The sequence below is a fragment of the Pseudomonas sp. genome, assembly GCF_035497915.1.
In the GTDB taxonomy this organism is placed as follows: Bacteria; Pseudomonadota; Gammaproteobacteria; order Pseudomonadales; family Pseudomonadaceae; genus Serpens.
This window is the reverse complement of the sequence record NZ_DATJCS010000017.1, coordinates 101,496-116,812: the sequence shown is the minus strand read 5'-3', so window position 1 is coordinate 116,812 and position 15,317 is coordinate 101,496. Positions and strand designations below refer to the sequence as shown.

15 protein-coding genes and 1 tRNA gene are annotated in these 15,317 nt (G+C 66.7%); 6 read left to right on the top strand and 10 right to left on the bottom strand.

What is annotated here, in order from left to right; genetic code table 11:
* Window positions 1-31: 31 nt before the first annotated feature.
* Window positions 32-1,219, top strand: a complete 1,188-nt coding sequence (locus VL129_RS06380) for a trans-sulfuration enzyme family protein (RefSeq protein ID WP_325411222.1) — start codon at window positions 32-34, stop codon at window positions 1,217-1,219.
* A gap of 7 nt (window positions 1,220-1,226) precedes the next feature.
* Here VL129_RS06380 and VL129_RS06375 read toward each other — a convergent pair whose 3' ends face one another.
* The 10 genes from VL129_RS06375 to VL129_RS06330 all read right to left on the bottom strand — a co-directional run bounded on the left by VL129_RS06375 (window position 1,227) and on the right by VL129_RS06330 (window position 10,316).
* Window positions 1,227-2,546, bottom strand: a complete 1,320-nt coding sequence (locus VL129_RS06375; protein ID WP_325411220.1) for a hypothetical protein — start codon at window positions 2,544-2,546, stop codon at window positions 1,227-1,229.
* Window positions 2,547-2,762: 216 nt separating this feature from the next.
* Window positions 2,763-3,113: a DUF3147 family protein gene (locus tag VL129_RS06370; protein ID WP_325411218.1), complete on the bottom strand. Its 351-nt coding sequence runs from the start codon at window positions 3,111-3,113 to the stop codon at window positions 2,763-2,765.
* 278 nt (window positions 3,114-3,391) lie between these two features.
* The gene (ychF, locus tag VL129_RS06365) at window positions 3,392-4,492 is read right to left on the bottom strand and encodes a redox-regulated ATPase YchF (RefSeq protein ID WP_325411216.1); all 1,101 of its coding nucleotides are present in this window, start codon (window positions 4,490-4,492) and stop codon (window positions 3,392-3,394) included.
* A 42-nt stretch (window positions 4,493-4,534) separates the two neighbouring features.
* A complete protein-coding gene (gene pth, locus VL129_RS06360) occupies window positions 4,535-5,119 on the bottom strand; it encodes an aminoacyl-tRNA hydrolase (protein WP_325411214.1) in 585 nt (194 codons plus the stop codon).
* Between the two features lie 32 nt (window positions 5,120-5,151).
* Complete coding sequence (locus VL129_RS06355; protein ID WP_325411212.1) at window positions 5,152-5,754, bottom strand: 50S ribosomal protein L25/general stress protein Ctc; 603 nt, start codon at window positions 5,752-5,754, stop codon at window positions 5,152-5,154.
* A gap of 118 nt (window positions 5,755-5,872) precedes the next feature.
* The gene (locus VL129_RS06350) at window positions 5,873-6,817 is read right to left on the bottom strand and encodes a ribose-phosphate pyrophosphokinase (RefSeq protein ID WP_027591208.1); all 945 of its coding nucleotides are present in this window, start codon (window positions 6,815-6,817) and stop codon (window positions 5,873-5,875) included.
* An 80-nt stretch (window positions 6,818-6,897) separates the two neighbouring features.
* Window positions 6,898-6,972 (bottom strand) — tRNA-Gln (locus tag VL129_RS06345).
* Between the two features lie 25 nt (window positions 6,973-6,997).
* Window positions 6,998-7,855: a 4-(cytidine 5'-diphospho)-2-C-methyl-D-erythritol kinase gene (gene ispE / locus VL129_RS06340; RefSeq protein ID WP_325411209.1), complete on the bottom strand. Its 858-nt coding sequence runs from the start codon at window positions 7,853-7,855 to the stop codon at window positions 6,998-7,000.
* Window positions 7,856-7,984: 129 nt separating this feature from the next.
* Window positions 7,985-8,599 carry a lipoprotein insertase outer membrane protein LolB gene (gene lolB, locus VL129_RS06335; RefSeq protein WP_325411207.1) on the bottom strand — a complete coding sequence of 205 codons (615 nt, stop codon included), beginning with the start codon at window positions 8,597-8,599 and terminating at the stop codon, window positions 7,985-7,987.
* Window positions 8,600-8,603: 4 nt separating this feature from the next.
* Entirely contained in the window at window positions 8,604-10,316 is a 1,713-nt protein-coding gene (locus VL129_RS06330) for a tetratricopeptide repeat protein (protein ID WP_325411205.1), read from the bottom strand.
* 141 nt (window positions 10,317-10,457) lie between these two features.
* On the opposite strand from VL129_RS06330, the gene hemA reads away from it, so the two are divergent.
* From hemA to murI, 5 genes are all read left to right on the top strand, one after another.
* On the top strand, window positions 10,458-11,720 hold the full coding sequence (hemA, locus tag VL129_RS06325) for a glutamyl-tRNA reductase (RefSeq protein ID WP_325411203.1): 1,263 nt from the start codon (window positions 10,458-10,460) through the stop codon (window positions 11,718-11,720).
* Window positions 11,717-12,799, top strand: coding sequence for a peptide chain release factor 1 (gene prfA, locus VL129_RS06320; RefSeq protein ID WP_325411201.1), 1,083 nt, complete (start codon window positions 11,717-11,719; stop codon window positions 12,797-12,799). Before hemA ends, prfA begins: the two co-directional genes overlap by 4 nt.
* A gap of 118 nt (window positions 12,800-12,917) precedes the next feature.
* Entirely contained in the window at window positions 12,918-13,760 is an 843-nt protein-coding gene (prmC, locus tag VL129_RS06315; protein ID WP_325411199.1) for a peptide chain release factor N(5)-glutamine methyltransferase, read from the top strand.
* Window positions 13,753-14,517: a molybdopterin-synthase adenylyltransferase MoeB gene (locus VL129_RS06310; RefSeq protein ID WP_325411197.1), complete on the top strand. Its 765-nt coding sequence runs from the start codon at window positions 13,753-13,755 to the stop codon at window positions 14,515-14,517. Before prmC ends, VL129_RS06310 begins: the two co-directional genes overlap by 8 nt.
* Window positions 14,507-15,316, top strand: coding sequence for a glutamate racemase (murI, locus tag VL129_RS06305; protein WP_325411195.1), 810 nt, complete (start codon window positions 14,507-14,509; stop codon window positions 15,314-15,316). Before VL129_RS06310 ends, murI begins: the two co-directional genes overlap by 11 nt.
* Window position 15,317: the final 1 nt, after the last annotated feature.

Genomic DNA, 15,317 nt, shown 5'->3' with positions numbered 1-15,317 from the left:
ACAGCCGCCGATGACTTTCCGAGGAACGCGCATGACTGAACGCACGCCCGGCCTTTCCACCCTGGCCGTACACAGTGGCAACGACATCGATCACGGCATGCTGACCCATGCCAAGAGCCTGCCGATCTACCAGAGCTCGGTGTTCGTCTACGACTCGCTGGCCCAGCTGGACGAGATCGCCGGCCATCCCGACAACTACATGTACACGCGCTTCGGCAATCCCAACCCGGCGGCGCTGGAGCAGCTGATCGGCGATCTGGAAGGCGGGGAGGCCGCGCTGTTTTCCGCCACGGGCATGGCGGCGATCAGTGCCGCGCTGCTCGGCAACCTGAGCGCCGGCGATCACCTGGTGGCGAGTCGCGAGCTGTACGGCACCACGCAAACGCTGATCGAGGACGACCTGGCCCGCTTCGGCATCCGCGCCACCCTGGTGGACATCCGCGACCTGGCGGCGGTGCAGGCGGCCATCCAGCCGACCACCCGGCTGATCTACACCGAAACCGCCTCCAACCCGCTGGTGCGCCTCAGCGACATTCCGGCCCTGGCCGGCCTGGCCCGTGCCCATGGCCTGAAGCTGCTGGTGGACAACTCCTTCCTCTCGCCGGTGCTCTACCGGCCGCTCGCCGAGGGTGCCGACCTGGTGCTGCACAGCACCACCAAGTACATCAGCGGCCACAGCGACGCGATGGGCGGCATCCTGGTCGGCGACCCGGAATGGGTCGCCCGGGCGCGGCGTTACCAGATCACCTCCGGTGGCAGCGCCAGTCCCTTCGAATCCTGGCTGACCTTTCGCGGGGCGAAGACCCTGGCGCTGCGCATGCGCGCCCATTCGGCCAACGCCCTGGCGCTGGCCGAAACCATCGAGCGGCACCCGAAGGTGGCGCGCGTGTATTACCCCGGCCTGGCGTCCCATCCCGATCATGCGCTGGCGCGCCGGATGTTTCGCCACGGCTGCTCGGGCATGCTCAGCTTCACCCTCGACGGCGGCCTCGCCGAGGCAGACCGGCTGATCCGCGGCCTGCGCCGCGCCGTATTCGCGCCGTCGCTGGCCGGGGTGGCGACCAGCGTTTCCCATCCCGCCAAGACTTCGCACCGCGCGCAGTCGGCGCAGGCGCTCGCCGCGCTGGACATCCACGATGGCACCGTCCGTGTGTCGGTGGGCATCGAGGATGTCGAGGATATCGTCGAGGACTTCCAGCAGGCGCTGGATCAGCTCTGAACTGAGCTTATTCGGAGCGTGGTCCCGGGTAGACCGGTGCGAAGCCGCCGCCCGGAGTGCGGAAGTTGGTGGTCTGCCCCTGATACAGGCGGGCCGCCACCCACTGCACCGCACCGTCATAGGCGTAGTTGCGCAGGTCGAACTTGAGCGGTTCGGCCGACTCGGAGGACATCACCCGCTGGCCCGGCGGCACCAGCGCCTGAGCGACATAGTCACCGGCAAGAATCTCCTGCCAGACCCGCTGGGTCAGCTTGTCGCCGCGATACGCGGCGCGACTGCCGAAGCCCGCACAGGGCTTGAAGAACAACCGGCGCCGCTCGCGCCACAGGCGCTCGGCGTTGTCGGCAGTGACCCGTTCGGTGCGCGGGATGCAGGCCAGCAGCAGCTCACGGGTGGCTGCCGGCACACCCAGCGCCCGCAGCTGCTCCTCGTCGCTGAGCAGGGTCAGGTTGTGCTTGTCCGCATACAGCGCATGGGCGCGCGGGTGCGGCGTCACCAGCGCGGCATCCTCCAGATAGGCCGCGCGCAGGGTGGCGTTGGCCGGGTCGTCGAAGGCGAAGTCGGTCAGCCGGTTGTAGACCAGGTCGATGGCCAGCTCGCCGTGCCACAGCCGTCCGTCCCTGAGGGTCAGCTCGCCGGGATCGGCAATCACCGTCTCCCAGCCATGGCGCTGGAACAGCTGCTGGAACAGCAGGAATTCGGGGTAGAGGTACTGCTGCTCGGGCGTCGCATCGACGATGGCGATGCTGCGCAGCGGGCGCTCATGCCCGGCGCGCGCCCATTCCTCGCGGAACATCGCCAGGATCCGCGCCTCCAGTTCCTCGGCTCGGGCGGAGGGCGGCAGGAACTTTTCCACCTGAGGGCAACAGGCCCGCTGGGCGCGAGCCACCACGGCGTTGAGCATCGCCCCGCCCGCGTTGGTGTTGATCTCGATCAGACCGCACCCGCCCTGTTCGACATGGAAGTCGAAGCCGAAGAACACGCCCTTGGCGCCCGGATCGTGCCGGGCGATGGCCGGCGCGCGGGCCAGCACCGCTTCGCGGTAGGCCGGCAGCGTAACCACCGTCTCGACGGCCGCCACCAGTTGGGCCATGTGGCTCAGCTTGCCCGGGTCGACGAACACCGGATGGGCGGCGAACAGGTGAGGGCAGCGCTGGCGCACCAGTTCGAACAGGCCGGGTCGACCCAGGGTCGACTCCAGCGCCTGGCGCAGTTCGTCGCTGTCCAGGCCGATGCAGAAGCAGCGGCTGTTGAGCGCTTCGATCGGCCACTCGGCCAGCGCGGTGGCGGGGGAGAGAAGGGTGTCTTGGTCAGGAAGTGGCGGCATGGCGGTTCGGACAAAAGCCCCGTCTCAGGGTGCGAGTACGGGGCTTCTCTGGTCAGGGGGTGGCAGCATTTAGCTGAAAGTCGTGGCTCGCAGCATACGGATTCGCCGGAATGGCTTCATCTGCTTTTTGGACTTCGGGCTGGCGAACCTGCCGGATCGAGTTGGAGCTGCCTGGCCAGCCCATCCGGATGGGCGCGTTCCATGAAGTGCCGGGTATCAAAGAAGTTCGATACCGAAACGCCGGACAAACAGGGCAAACAGACCGAAGCAGCCCGCTGTGGCAACGACATAGATCAGCAGGGCGGGCCAGAAGCCGAACCGGGAAAGAAGCGTGGGAAACGCGAGCAGCATCGGCAGGGTGGGCAAGACATACCAGAAGGTGTACCAGGCGTGGTTGGCGATTTTTTCGGCCGGCTGTTTTTCAACGTACAGCCAGATAAGCGTCAGCACGGTAACCAGCGGTAGCGCGGCAATCAGGGCGCCAAACCGGTCACTGCGTTTCGCGACTTCCGAGACCACGACGACCAGGATGGCGGTGATGAAGTACTTGCTGATGATCCAGGCCATGTAACGCCTTCCTCAAGGTATCTGGTGATTTGCTTGAAGCTACAACACGCCGCGCGAGTTCTACCACGGCTACGGCAAAGGTCGCGCAACGCCGGAAGACGAGGGGGCTGGAAGCAGCCTTCGACGGCATGCACGGGGCGCAATCGCACTGACAAGCCTGTAACCGTCACTCTGCATGCCAAGGGGGATAGGCAAAGGCGGAAATGAAAAACCCCTTGAAGCCAGTAGCTGCAAGGGGTTCGGGGCCCATCAAGGTCCGCTGAGAGCCAGCGGGGGCGTCAGACGTTGAAGCGGAAATGCATCACGTCGCCGTCCTTGACGATGTAGTCCTTGCCTTCCAGGCGCCATTTGCCGGCTTCCTTGGCGCCGGCTTCACCCTTGTACTGGATGAAGTCGTCGTAGGCGATGACTTCGGCGCGGATGAAGCCCTTCTCGAAGTCGGTGTGGATCACGGCGGCGGCTTGCGGAGCGGTGGCGCCAACCTTCACGGTCCAGGCACGTACTTCCTTCACGCCGGCGGTGAAGTAGGTCTGCAGGTTGAGCAGTTCGTAGCCGGCGCGGATCACGCGGTTCAGGCCCGGCTCGGTCATGCCGATGGCTTCGAGGAACATGTCCTTTTCTTCGCCGTCGTCGAGCTCGGCGATTTCCGACTCGATCTTGTTGCACACCGGCACCACGATGGCGCCTTCTTCCTCGGCGATGGCCTTCACCACGTCCAGGTGCGGGTTGTTCTCGAAGCCGTCCTCGGCCACGTTGGCGATGTACATCACCGGCTTGCTGGTCAGCAGGTGGAAGCTGCGGATGGTGCGCTTCTGCTCTTCATCCATGTTCTTCATCAGGCTGCGGGCCGGCTTGCCCTCGCTAAAATGCGGGATGAGCTTTTCCAGAACGGCCTTCTGCGCCAGGGCATCCTTGTCGCCACCCTTGGCGTTGCGAGTGACCTTCTGCAGTTGCTTCTCGCAGCTGTCGAGGTCGGCAAAGATCAGTTCCAGGTCGATAATTTCGATATCACGCTTGGGATCGACGCTGTTGGCCACGTGAATGACGTTCTCATCCTCGAAGCAGCGCACCACGTGGGCGATGGCGTCGGTTTCGCGAATGTTGGCCAGGAACTTGTTGCCCAGACCTTCACCCTTGGAGGCACCGGCGACCAGGCCGGCGATGTCGACGAATTCCATAGTGGTCGGCAGCACACGCTCGGGCTTGACGATCTCCGCCAGGGCGTCGAGGCGCGCGTCGGGCATCGGCACGATGCCGCTGTTCGGCTCGATGGTGCAGAAGGGGAAGTTCTCTGCGGCGATGCCGGACTTGGTCAGGGCGTTGAACAGGGTGGACTTGCCGACGTTGGGCAGGCCGACGATGCCGCAATTGAATCCCATGGTGTATCCCTCGCGGAGATAAAGACGGTAAAGGGGAGGTGATCAGGCTTTCTGGCTGTGCAGCGTCTGCATGGCCTTGGTCCAGTCGCCGGCCAGGATCTCCGGGACGACGCCCAGGGCGTGGTCGATGCTCTTGTCCAGCAGCTCCTGCTCGCTGCGCGGCGCGCGGCTGAGCACGAAGCCGGACACCAGGCTGGCATGGCCGGGATGGCCGATGCCCAGGCGCAGGCGATGAAAACCGTTGTTGTTGCCGAGCTGGGCGATGATGTCGCGCAGTCCGTTGTGCCCGCCGTGACCGCCGCCCTTCTTCAGCTTGGCGACGCCGGGCGGCATGTCGAGTTCGTCGTGGGCCACCAGGATGGCATCGGGTTCGATGCGGTAGAACCGGGCCAGCGCGGCGACGGCCTGTCCGCTGCGGTTCATGTAGGTGGTGGGGATGAGCAGACGAACGTCCTGGCCCTGATGGGTGAACTTGCCCAGCAGGCCGAAGTACTTCTTGTCGGCGACCAGCCGCACGCCCTTGGCGTCGGCGAGGCGCTCAACGAAAAGGGCCCCTGCGTTATGCCGGGTCTGGTCGTATTCGGGGCCTGGATTACCCAGGCCGACGATCAGTTGTACGGCAGTCACGTCAGGGGCCCTTCCTCAGGCGGTCGAGTAAATTACTCGGCGGCGCCTTCTTCCTTCTCAACGCGGGACGCGTGGATATTGGCCACGGCCAGGTTGTTGCCGTGAGCCAGGGCTACCAGCTCGACGCCCTTCGGCAGCTTCAGATCGGACAGGTGAACGATCTGACCGACTTCGACGTTGGCCAGGTCGACTTCGATGAACTCGGGCAGATCCTTGGCTTCGCAGGAAACTTCCACTTCGCTGATCACGTGGGAGATTTCGCCGCCTTGCTGCTTCACGCCCACGGAGGTTTCCTGGTTCATGAAGTGCAGCGGAACCTGGGCAGTCATCTTCTGGCCGGCAACGACACGAATGAAGTCGGCATGCAGTACGAAGCTCTTGGCCGGGTGACGCTGCAGGGCCTTGATGATCACGTCTTCGGCCTTGCCGTCGATAGTCAGGCTGATGACGCTGCTGAAGGTGGCTTCGTTTTCCAGGGCCTTGGCGAGTTCCTTGGCCACCAGGCTGATGGATTGCGGAGCCTTGTCGCCACCGTAGACAACGGCCGGAACCAGGCTGGCGTTACGACGCAGGCGGCGGCTCGCACCTTTCCCCAGGTCGGAACGCGCTTGGGCATTCAGGATGATCTTGGTCATGTTGTATCTCCAGATATACGTGTCGCCCGCACGCTTGCGACCAGCGTTTGGGCGACTCGGAAAAGCCCCGCGTCAGGCGGGGCGCTTGTGTTCAGCGCGATAGCTGGCGGCAGGGCCGTCAGCTACGAAACATGGCGCTGATCGATTCTTCGTTGCTGATGCGGCGTACCGCTTCGGCGACCACCGGGGCGATGTCCAGCTGGCGAATGCGCGGGCAGGCCTGCGCCGCCGGGGACAGCGGGATGGTGTTGGTGACCACCACTTCGTCGAGCGCGGAGCCTTCGATGTTCTCGATGGCGCGGCCGGACAGCACGGGGTGGGTGCAGTAGGCGTAGACACGCTCGGCGCCATGGTCCTTGAGGGCCTTGGCGGCCAGGCACAGGGTGCCGGCGGTATCGACCATGTCGTCGACCAGCACGCAGGTGCGGCCTTCGACATCACCGATGATGTGCATGACTTCGGACACGTTGGCCTTGGGGCGACGCTTGTCGATGATCGCCAGGTCCACGCCCAGGCTCTTGGCTACGGCGCGCGCACGCACCACGCCACCGATGTCCGGGGACACGATCAGCAGGTTCTCGAAGCGCTGGTCTTCGATATCGTCCACCAGGGTGGGCGAGCCGTAGATGTTGTCCACGGGGATATCGAAGAAACCCTGGATCTGGTCGGCGTGCAGGTCAACGGTGAGCACACGGTTGACGCCGACGTTGGCCAGCATGTCGGCCACCACCTTGGCGCTGATCGCCACACGGGCGGAGCGGGGGCGGCGATCCTGACGGGCATAGCCGAAGTAGGGGATCACGGCGGTGATGCGCGACGCGGAGGAGCGGCGGAAGGCATCGGCCATCACCACCAGTTCCATCAGGTTGTCGTTGGTGGGCGCACAGGTCGGTTGAATCAGGAAGACGTCCTTACCGCGAACATTTTCATTGATTTCAACGCTGATCTCGCCGTCGGAGAATTTGCCTACGGCAACGTCACCGAGCGGGATGTGCAGTTGCTGAACGACGCGACGCGCCAGATCGGGGTTGGCGTTCCCCGTGAAGACCATCATCTTGGACACGCGCAGTACCTGCCTGGATTGGGTCCGATGAAATTGAAAAGCTGTTCAAAAAGGCGGGCTTTTTGAACAGCTCTGGAATATGGCAGGGGCGGCTGGATTCGAACCAACGCATGCCAGGATCAAAACCTGGTGCCTTACCGCTTGGCGACGCCCCTGTATCGAATTCCCGAATTCAGGCATTCACTTCCTTGCCAGGTTTTCCATCGTGCGATGCAGCGGAGACCGGTTGCAACCGCGAGCGATGAAGCTCGGCAGAGTGGCTGGAAGTTGGCGCGAGACTCTATCAGCCTCATCGCGATTTGGGAAGCTCCCAAACACACAAGCTCCAGTGCCGGTCATGCGTGCCTGAACAAAATTGTTCAACCACTTCAAAGCGTTACGAACTTCGCTGTAGCGCTTCTCAACCACCGGCTGACAGTCGTTATGACCGCCCCCCTCAGGAAGGCTGCGAACTCTAATGGCCGGAGTATCACGTGTCAACTCCGGGTCGGAAAAAATTTCTGCTGTACTAACAGACACTTGCGGCGCAAGCACCAGGTACCAGGGCTCGTCCGGGCTAACCGGGGTGAGCTGCTCGCCGACGCCTTCGGCGAAGGCCGCGCGGCCGCGCACGAACACCGGCACATCCGCGCCCAGCGCCAGGCCCAGCTCGGCCAGGCGGTCCTCGCTCCAGTCCAGTCCCCAGAGGTGGTTCAGGCCGACCAGGGTGGTCGCGGCATCCGAACTGCCGCCTCCGATGCCGCCGCCCATGGGCAGGCGCTTGTCCAGCCAGATGTCGGCGCCCAAGCGGGTGCCGGACTGTTCCTGCAGGCGTCGCGCGGCGCGCACGATCAGGTTGCTGTCGTGGGGCACGCCGGGCACGTCGGTGTGCAGACGGATCTGCCCATCCTCGCGGCAACGGAAACCGAGCTCGTCGCCGTGGTCGAGGAACTGGAAGAGCGTCTGCAGCTCGTGATAGCCGTCCGGACGGCGGCCGAGGATGTGCAGGAACAGGTTGAGCTTGGCCGGGGCGGGCAGGATCAGTTGGGCGTCATGCATGGCGTGGGTTCGGTTGCGTGGATTCATCTCCCTCTCGAGAGGGTTGGGGAGAGGGTGGAAGGCGTTGTCTTCGCCCGCCCCCTCTCCCCCGGCCCCTCTCCCGCGAGGGGAGAGGGGAGTGTGTCGGCGCTACCGTCCCAGCAGGCGCGGGCGCCAGTCCTTGATCACCAGGGTGATCTCCAGGTCCTTGCCGTACAGCTTCAGGCGCGAGGGCAGGGCGAAGCCGTCCTGCTCCAGGTAGCTCAGGTAGTCCACCCGCCACTCGTCCTGGGTCAGGCGCGCCAGGCGGCTGTCGGCGTCGAGGATCAGCTGGCTGCGGCTGTCCGGCTCGGGCAGGCCGCGTACCCACCACAGCAGGTGGGAGACCGGCAGTTGCCAGCCGAGTTGTTCTTCCAGCAGCGCTTCCGGCGATTCGGCGCTGTAGCGACCCTGGTTGGCGATCTCCAGTTCGGTGGCGCCGGGGCGCCCGGTCAGGCGGCTGGCGCCCTGGCCGAGGGGGCCGGACAGGCGGATGTCGAAGTACGACTGGCGCTGCAACCACTGCAGGGTGGCACTGCCGGACTCGTCCGGCGTCTTCAGGCCCAGCTTGCCGGTGATCTGCCAGCCATCGATCTGGCTGATCTGCACCTTGTGGGCCTGCCATTGGGCCGGGTTGCCCAGGCCTTCGGTGAGTTCGCGGGGTTGCTGGGCGGCACAACCGGCGAGCAGGGTGAGGATGGCGAGGAGGGTCGCGAGGCGTTTCATGGCGTCAGGGCTTCTCCGATCCGGTCAGGCGTTGCAGCGTGCGCAGCAGGGTGGTGCTTTGCGGGTCGTTTTTCAGCGCCTCGGCCCAGACCTTGCGGGCCTCGCGCTGCTTGCCGCGTACCCAGAGCACCTCGCCGAGGTGCGCGGCGACTTCCGCGTCGGGCATCTTGTCCATGGCTAGGCGCAGCAGGCGCTCGGCCTCCGCCAAGTTGCCCAGGCGGTAATTGACCCAGCCGAGGCTGTCGATCACCGCCGCGTCGTCCGGACTCAGGTGGTAGGCCTGTTCGATCAGGCGACGGGCTTCCTCGTAACGATCGGTGCGATCGGCCAGCGTGTAGCCCAGCGCGTTGAGCGCCATGGCGTTGTCCGGCTCCTGTTCGAGGATGAAACGCAGGTCGCGTTCCAGTTGCGCCAGATCGCCGCGCTTCTCGGCCAGCATGGCCCGGCTATAGAGCAGGTTGAGGTCGCCGGGGTATTCGGCCAGGGCCTGGTCGATCAGTCGGCTGGCGCGTTGCGGCTGGTTGTGCCGGGACCAGGCTTCGGCTTCGATCAGGTACAGCTGCACCGCGTACTCCGGGTAGCTGGCGCGGGCTTCGCGCAGCAGGCGCGCGGCGTCGCCGCCCTGCTGGCGTTCGAACAGCAGGGTACTCTGGCGCGCCAGCGCCGGCAGGTATTCGTTGCCCGGCTCGACCTGGGCGTAGGCGTTCAGCGCCGCGTCCGGCTCGTCGAGTTCCTCGTAGACCCGGCCCAGGTGCAGCAGGGCGGCGTTGCGGTGGGTGTCGCGTTCGACCAGTTCCTCCAGCAACGTGCGCGCCTCCTGCCAGTCCTCGGTTTCCATGCTGACCAGGGCCAGGGAAAAGCGCAGGTCGTCGTCCTCCGGGTGCTGTTCCAGCAGCTCGGAAAACGCCTTGTGCGCCTCGGGCAGCTTGCGCTGGTCGACCAGCAGGCGCGCTTCGGCCAGGCGCAGACGCTTGTCGTCCGGGTGCTGGCGAATGCCCTTGCGCAGCAGCGGCAGGGCCTCGTCGCCACGGTCCAGGCTCTGCAGCAGACGGGCACGCAGCAGCAGGGCGCCAACGTCGCCCTTTTGCAGCGCCGGATGGTCGAGCAGCGCCAGGGCTTCTTCCGGCTTGCCGTCCTGCTGCAGCAGCAGGGCCTGGCCGAACAGCAGCTGGGCGTTGTCCGGGTACTTCTGCAGCAGCTGTTCGAAGCTGGTCATCAGTCCGGCGCGCGTGTCCGGATCGGTTTCCGCGGCGGACAGCGCGAGGAAGTCGAAATGCGGATTGCCCTGGTGGCGCAGGATGTTCTCCATGTGCACCAGCGACTGCTCGAAGCGTCCGGCGCGGGCCAGCTGGATGGCGGCGGCGCGCTGCGCCTCGGTGTTGCTCGGGTCGCTGTCGGCCCAGATGCGCGCGCTGTCGAGCGCCGCCTGGTCGGCGCCCAGGTATTCGGAGATGCGATAGGCGCGCTCGGCGACGCCCGGGTCGCGGGTCGCGTTCGCTTCGCGCAGATAGTTGGCCAGGGCGATGTCGAAGCGGCCGCGCTGTCCGGCCAGCTCGGCGGTCAGCAGGGCGAACAGGGTGTCCGGGCGGAACGAGGCGTACTCCACGGGCGGTGCGGGCGGACTGGCGGTATCGGGCTCGGTGCTGCGGGACGCGGAGGGCAGTGTCTGGCAGCCCAGGAGCATGAGGCTGGCCAACAACGTGACGAATATCTTCATGGAGGGGTAACTCACCTGCTTTGCGCCATCATGACACAGGCCTGCCGGCAAGCCCATCGGCGGGGCAGGGTGGATGGGAGTTGTTCAAACCCGGGCGACATAGGAGAATCACGCGCTTCCCTGACCCGACCTAAGACGTGCATGGCCTTCCTCGCCCTTGGTATCAACCACAAGACCGCTTCCGTGGACATCCGCGAGCGGGTGGCGTTCACGCCCGAGCAGATGGTCGAGGCGCTCCAGCAGCTCTGCAACGTGACGCCGAGCAGTGAAGCGGCGATTCTCTCGACCTGCAACCGCAGCGAGCTGTATCTGCACCAGGACTGCCTGCAGGCCGACCAGGTACTGCAATGGCTGGCCGCCTACCACCGCCTGAGCCTAGACGAGCTGCGCCAGTGTGCCTACGTGCACGCCGACGAGCAGGCCGTGCGGCACATGATGCGCGTGGCGTCCGGGCTGGATTCGCTGGTGCTCGGCGAGCCGCAGATCCTCGGCCAGATGAAATCCGCCTACGCGGTGGCCCGTGAGGCCGGCACCATCGGCCCGCTGCTGGGTCGCCTGTTCCAGGCCACCTTCAGCACCGCCAAGACCGTGCGCACCGACACCGCCATCGGCGAGAACCCGGTGTCCGTGGCCTTCGCCGCCGTGAGCCTGGCGAAGCAGATCTTCAGCCGCCTGGAGAACAGTCAGGCGCTGCTGATCGGCGCCGGCGAAACCATCACCCTGGTCGCCCGCCACCTGCACGAGCAGGGCGTCAAGCGCATCGTGGTGGCCAACCGTACCCTGGAGCGCGCCCGCAAACTGGCCGACGAGCTCGGCGCCCGCGCGGTGCTGCTCTCCGACATTCCCGATGAACTGGTCAACAGCGACATCGTCATCAGTTCCACCGCCAGCCAGCTGCCGATCCTCGGCAAGGGCGCCGTCGAGCGCGCGCTGAAGCTGCGCAAGCACAAGCCGATGTTCATGGTCGACATCGCCGTGCCGCGCGACATCGAGCCGCAGGTCGGCGAGCTGGATGACGTCTACCTCTACACCGTTGACGACCTGCACGAGGTGGTGGAGGAGAACCTCAAGAGCCGCCAGGGCGCGGCCCGCGCCGCCGAGGATCTGGTGTCGCTGGGCGCCGACGAGTTCATGGCCCGCCTGCGCGAGCTGGCGGCGGTGGACGTGCTCAAGGCCTACCGCCAGCAGGCCGAGCGCCTGCGCGACGAGGAGCTGGCCAAGGCCCAGCGTCTGCTGCAGAACGGCGGCAGCGCCGAGGATGTGCTGGCCCAGCTGGCTCGCGGCCTGACCAACAAGCTGCTGCACGCGCCCAGCGTGCAGCTCAAGCGACTCAGCGCCGACGGCCGCCTGGATGCGCTGGCTGTGGCGCAGGAGCTGTTTGCCCTCGACGAGACGAAGAAATGAAGGCATCCCTTCTGAAGAAGCTGGAAGGGCTTCAGGACCGCTACGAAGAACTCACCGCGCTGCTCGGCGACGCCGAGGTGATCGGCAACCAGAACCAGTTCCGCGCCTATTCCAAGGAATACGCCGAAGTGGAACCGGTGATCCTCACCTACCGGGATTTCTGCAAGGTGCAGGGCGACCTGGACGGCGCCCGCGAGATGCTCAAGGACAGCGATCCTGAGCTGCGCGCCATGGCCGAGGAAGAGGTCGAGCAGGCCCGCGAACAGCTGGTCGAGCTGGAAGATCGCCTGCAGCGCATGCTGCTGCCGCGCGACCCCAACGACAGCCGCAACGTGTTCCTGGAAGTGCGCGCCGGCACCGGCGGCGACGAGGCGGCGATCTTCGCCGGCGACCTGTTCCGCATGTACTCGCGCTATGCGGAGAAGCAGGGCTGGCGTATCGAGATCCTCTCCGAGAACCCCGGCGAGCACGGCGGTTACAAGGAAATCATCACCCGTGTCGAGGGCGACGACGTGTTCGCCAAGCTCAAGTTCGAGTCCGGCGCACACCGCGTGCAGCGCGTGCCGGAAACCGAATCGCAAGGGCGCATCCACACCTCGGCCTGCACCGTGGCGGTGCTGCCTGAGCCGGACGAGCAGGCGGCTATCGAGATCAATCCGGCCGATCTGCGCGTGGACACCTACCGCGCCTCGGGGGCCGGCGGCCAGCACATCAACAAGACCGATTCGGCGGTGCGCATTACCCACTTGCCCACCGGCATGGTGGTGGAGTGTCAGGAAGAGCGCTCGCAGCACAAGAACCGTGCCCGGGCCATGGCCTGGCTGGCGGCCAAGCTGCAAGACCAGCAGGACGCCGCCGCGCACAAGGAAATCGCTGACACCCGCAAGCTGCTGGTGGGCTCGGGCGACCGCTCCGAACGCATCCGCACCTATAACTTCCCGCAGGGGCGGGTCACCGACCATCGCATCAACCTGACCCTGTATTCGCTGGCGGAAGTCATGGCCGGCGCGGTCGAACAGGTGATCGAGCCGCTGCGTCAGGAATTCCAGGCCGACCAGTTGGCGGCGCTGGGGGATTAAGCACAGCGCTTTTGTGGGAGCGGACTTGTCCGCGATGCGGGGCGCACCGAAGCCAAAAGCTCGCGAATGAATTCGCTCCCACAGAGCGGCCACGGCCGCAGAGGAGTATTCCTGTCCAATGCCCACCCTCCAATCCCTGCTCGCCGCCGCCGACCTGCCGGATTCGACCAGCCCGCGCCTGGACGCCGAGCTGCTGCTCGCCCATGTGCTCGGCAAGCCGCGCAGCTTCCTGCGCACCTGGCCCGAACACGAGCCGGATGCCGAGCAATGCGCCCGCTACGAACGCCTGCTGCAGCGTCGCCGCGCCGGCGAGCCGGTGGCCTACCTGCTCGGTCGCCAGGGCTTCTGGAGCCTCGATCTGGAAGTCTCCCCCGACACGCTGATTCCCCGCCCCGACACCGAGCTGCTGGTGGAAACCGCCCTGCAGCTGGCGCCGGCCATGCCGCTGGAGGTGCTCGATCTGGGCACCGGCACCGGCGCCATCGCCCTGGCCCTGGCCGCCGAACGTCCGGCCTGGCGCGTCACCGGCGTGGATCGCGTCGAGGCGGCGGTGGCGCTGGCCGCGCGCAATGGTCAGCGCCTGGGGCTGAGCAACGCGCGCTTCCAGCTCAGCCACTGGTTCGACGGCCTCGGCGAGCAGCGCTTCGGGCTGATCGTCAGCAATCCGCCCTATATCGCCGCCGGCGACCGCCACCTGGGCGAGGGCGATGTGCGCTTCGAACCGGCCAGTGCGCTGGTGGCCGGGCCGGACGGGCTGGACGACATCCGCCGGATCGTCGCGCAGGCGCCCCGGCACCTGCTGCCGGGCGGCTGGCTGCTGCTCGAGCACGGTTTCGACCAGGGCGCGGCGGTGCGCGCGCTGCTGGATGGCGCCGGCTTTGTCGAGGCGCACAGCCGCCGCGATCTGGCCGGCCACGAACGCATCAGCCTGGGCCGGCGGCCCGGAGAGTCCCATGACTGAACTGAACGACCAGGAGCTGCTGCGCTACAGCCGGCAGATTCTTCTCAAGCAGATCGACGTCGACGGCCAGCTGCGCCTCAAGCAGGGCCGCGTGCTGATCGTCGGCCTCGGCGGGCTGGGCTCGCCGGTGGCGCTGTACCTGGCCGCCGCCGGGGTGGGCGAGCTGCACCTGGCGGACTTCGACCAGGTGGACCTGACCAACCTGCAGCGCCAGATCATCCACGACAGCCACAGCCTGGGCGTCGCCAAGGTGGATTCGGCCAGCGCCCGGCTCACCGCGCTCAACCCGGAGGTGCGCCTGGTGGCGCATCGCGCCGCGCTGGATGCCGATTCGCTGGCCGCCGCCGTGGCGGCGGTGGACGTGGTGGTGGACTGCTGCGACAACTTCACCACCCGCGAGGCGGTCAACGCCGCCTGCGTGGCGGCCGGCACGCCACTGGTCTCCGGCGCGGCGATCCGCCTGGAAGGCCAGTTGGCGGTGTTCGATCCGCGCCGCGCGGACAGCCCTTGTTACCACTGCCTGTACGGCCACGGCAGCGAGGCGGAGCTGACCTGCAGCGAGGCCGGCGTGCTCGGCCCGCTGGTCGGCCTGGTTGGCAGCCTGCAGGCGCTGGAGGCGCTCAAGCTGCTGGCCGGCTTCGGCGAGCCGCTGGTCGGCCGGCTGCTGCTGGTCGATGCCCTGGGCAGCCGCTTCCGCGAATTGAAGGTGCGCCGCGATCCGGCCTGTGCGGTATGTGGAGCACGCCATGGCCAGTGAGGCGCCAGTCGGGGTGTTCGACTCCGGGGTCGGCGGCATCTCGGTGCTGCGCGAGATCCAGGCGCGCCTGCCCAACGAATCCCTGCTCTACGTGGCCGACAGCGGCTTCGTGCCCTACGGCGAGAAAAGTCCGGAGTTCATCCGCGCGCGCAGCCGCGCCATCACCGAATTCCTGCTCGACCAAGGCTGCAAGGCGCTGGTGGTGGCCTGCAACACCGCCACTGCGGCGGCCGTCGCCGAGCTGCGCGCAACCTGGCCGGACCTGCCCATCGTCGGCATGGAGCCGGCGGTCAAGCCGGCCGCGGCGGCCACGCGCAGCGGCGCGGTGGGCGTGCTGGCCACCACCGGCACGCTGAAGAGCGCCAAGTTCGCCGCGCTGCTGGATCGCTTCGCCCATGACGTGCGGGTGGTCACCCAGCCCTGTCCGGGCCTGGTGGAATGTGTGGAAAGCGGCGCGCTGCACAGCGAGGAAACCCGCGCGCTGCTGCAGGGCTTCGTCGCGCCGTTGCTGGAGGCCGGCTGCGACACGTTGATCCTCGGTTGCACCCACTATCCCTTCCTCAAGCCGCTGCTGCGCCAGCTGGTGCCCGAGTCGGTGAGCCTGATCGATACCGGCGAGGCGGTGGCGCGCCAGCTGCGCCGCTTGCTGGAGGCGCGCGACCTGCTGGCCGCCGGCCCGGCCGCGCCGGCGCGCTTCCACACCAGTGGCGACCCCGAGGTGCTGCGCCACGTGCTGCCGGTGCTCTGGCCGCACGCGGCACGGCTCGACGCGTTGCCGGCGGAACTCGGCGCGGCCTGAG

Coding starts and splice junctions, on each gene's coding strand:
- VL129_RS06380 (WP_325411222.1), top strand. CDS start 32: ATGACTGAACGCACGCCCGGCCTTTCCACCCTGGCCGTACACAGTGGC.
- VL129_RS06375 (WP_325411220.1), bottom strand. CDS start 2,546: ATGCCGCCACTTCCTGACCAAGACACCCTTCTCTCCCCCGCCACCGCG.
- VL129_RS06370 (WP_325411218.1), bottom strand. CDS start 3,113: ATGGCCTGGATCATCAGCAAGTACTTCATCACCGCCATCCTGGTCGTC.
- ychF (WP_325411216.1), bottom strand. CDS start 4,492: ATGGGATTCAATTGCGGCATCGTCGGCCTGCCCAACGTCGGCAAGTCC.
- VL129_RS06355 (WP_325411212.1), bottom strand. CDS start 5,754: ATGACCAAGATCATCCTGAATGCCCAAGCGCGTTCCGACCTGGGGAAA.
- ispE (WP_325411209.1), bottom strand. CDS start 7,855: ATGCATGACGCCCAACTGATCCTGCCCGCCCCGGCCAAGCTCAACCTG.
- lolB (WP_325411207.1), bottom strand. CDS start 8,599: ATGAAACGCCTCGCGACCCTCCTCGCCATCCTCACCCTGCTCGCCGGT.
- VL129_RS06330 (WP_325411205.1), bottom strand. CDS start 10,316: ATGAAGATATTCGTCACGTTGTTGGCCAGCCTCATGCTCCTGGGCTGC.
- hemA (WP_325411203.1), top strand. CDS start 10,458: ATGGCCTTCCTCGCCCTTGGTATCAACCACAAGACCGCTTCCGTGGAC.
- prfA (WP_325411201.1), top strand. CDS start 11,717: ATGAAGGCATCCCTTCTGAAGAAGCTGGAAGGGCTTCAGGACCGCTAC.
- prmC (WP_325411199.1), top strand. CDS start 12,918: ATGCCCACCCTCCAATCCCTGCTCGCCGCCGCCGACCTGCCGGATTCG.
- VL129_RS06310 (WP_325411197.1), top strand. CDS start 13,753: ATGACTGAACTGAACGACCAGGAGCTGCTGCGCTACAGCCGGCAGATT.
- murI (WP_325411195.1), top strand. CDS start 14,507: ATGGCCAGTGAGGCGCCAGTCGGGGTGTTCGACTCCGGGGTCGGCGGC.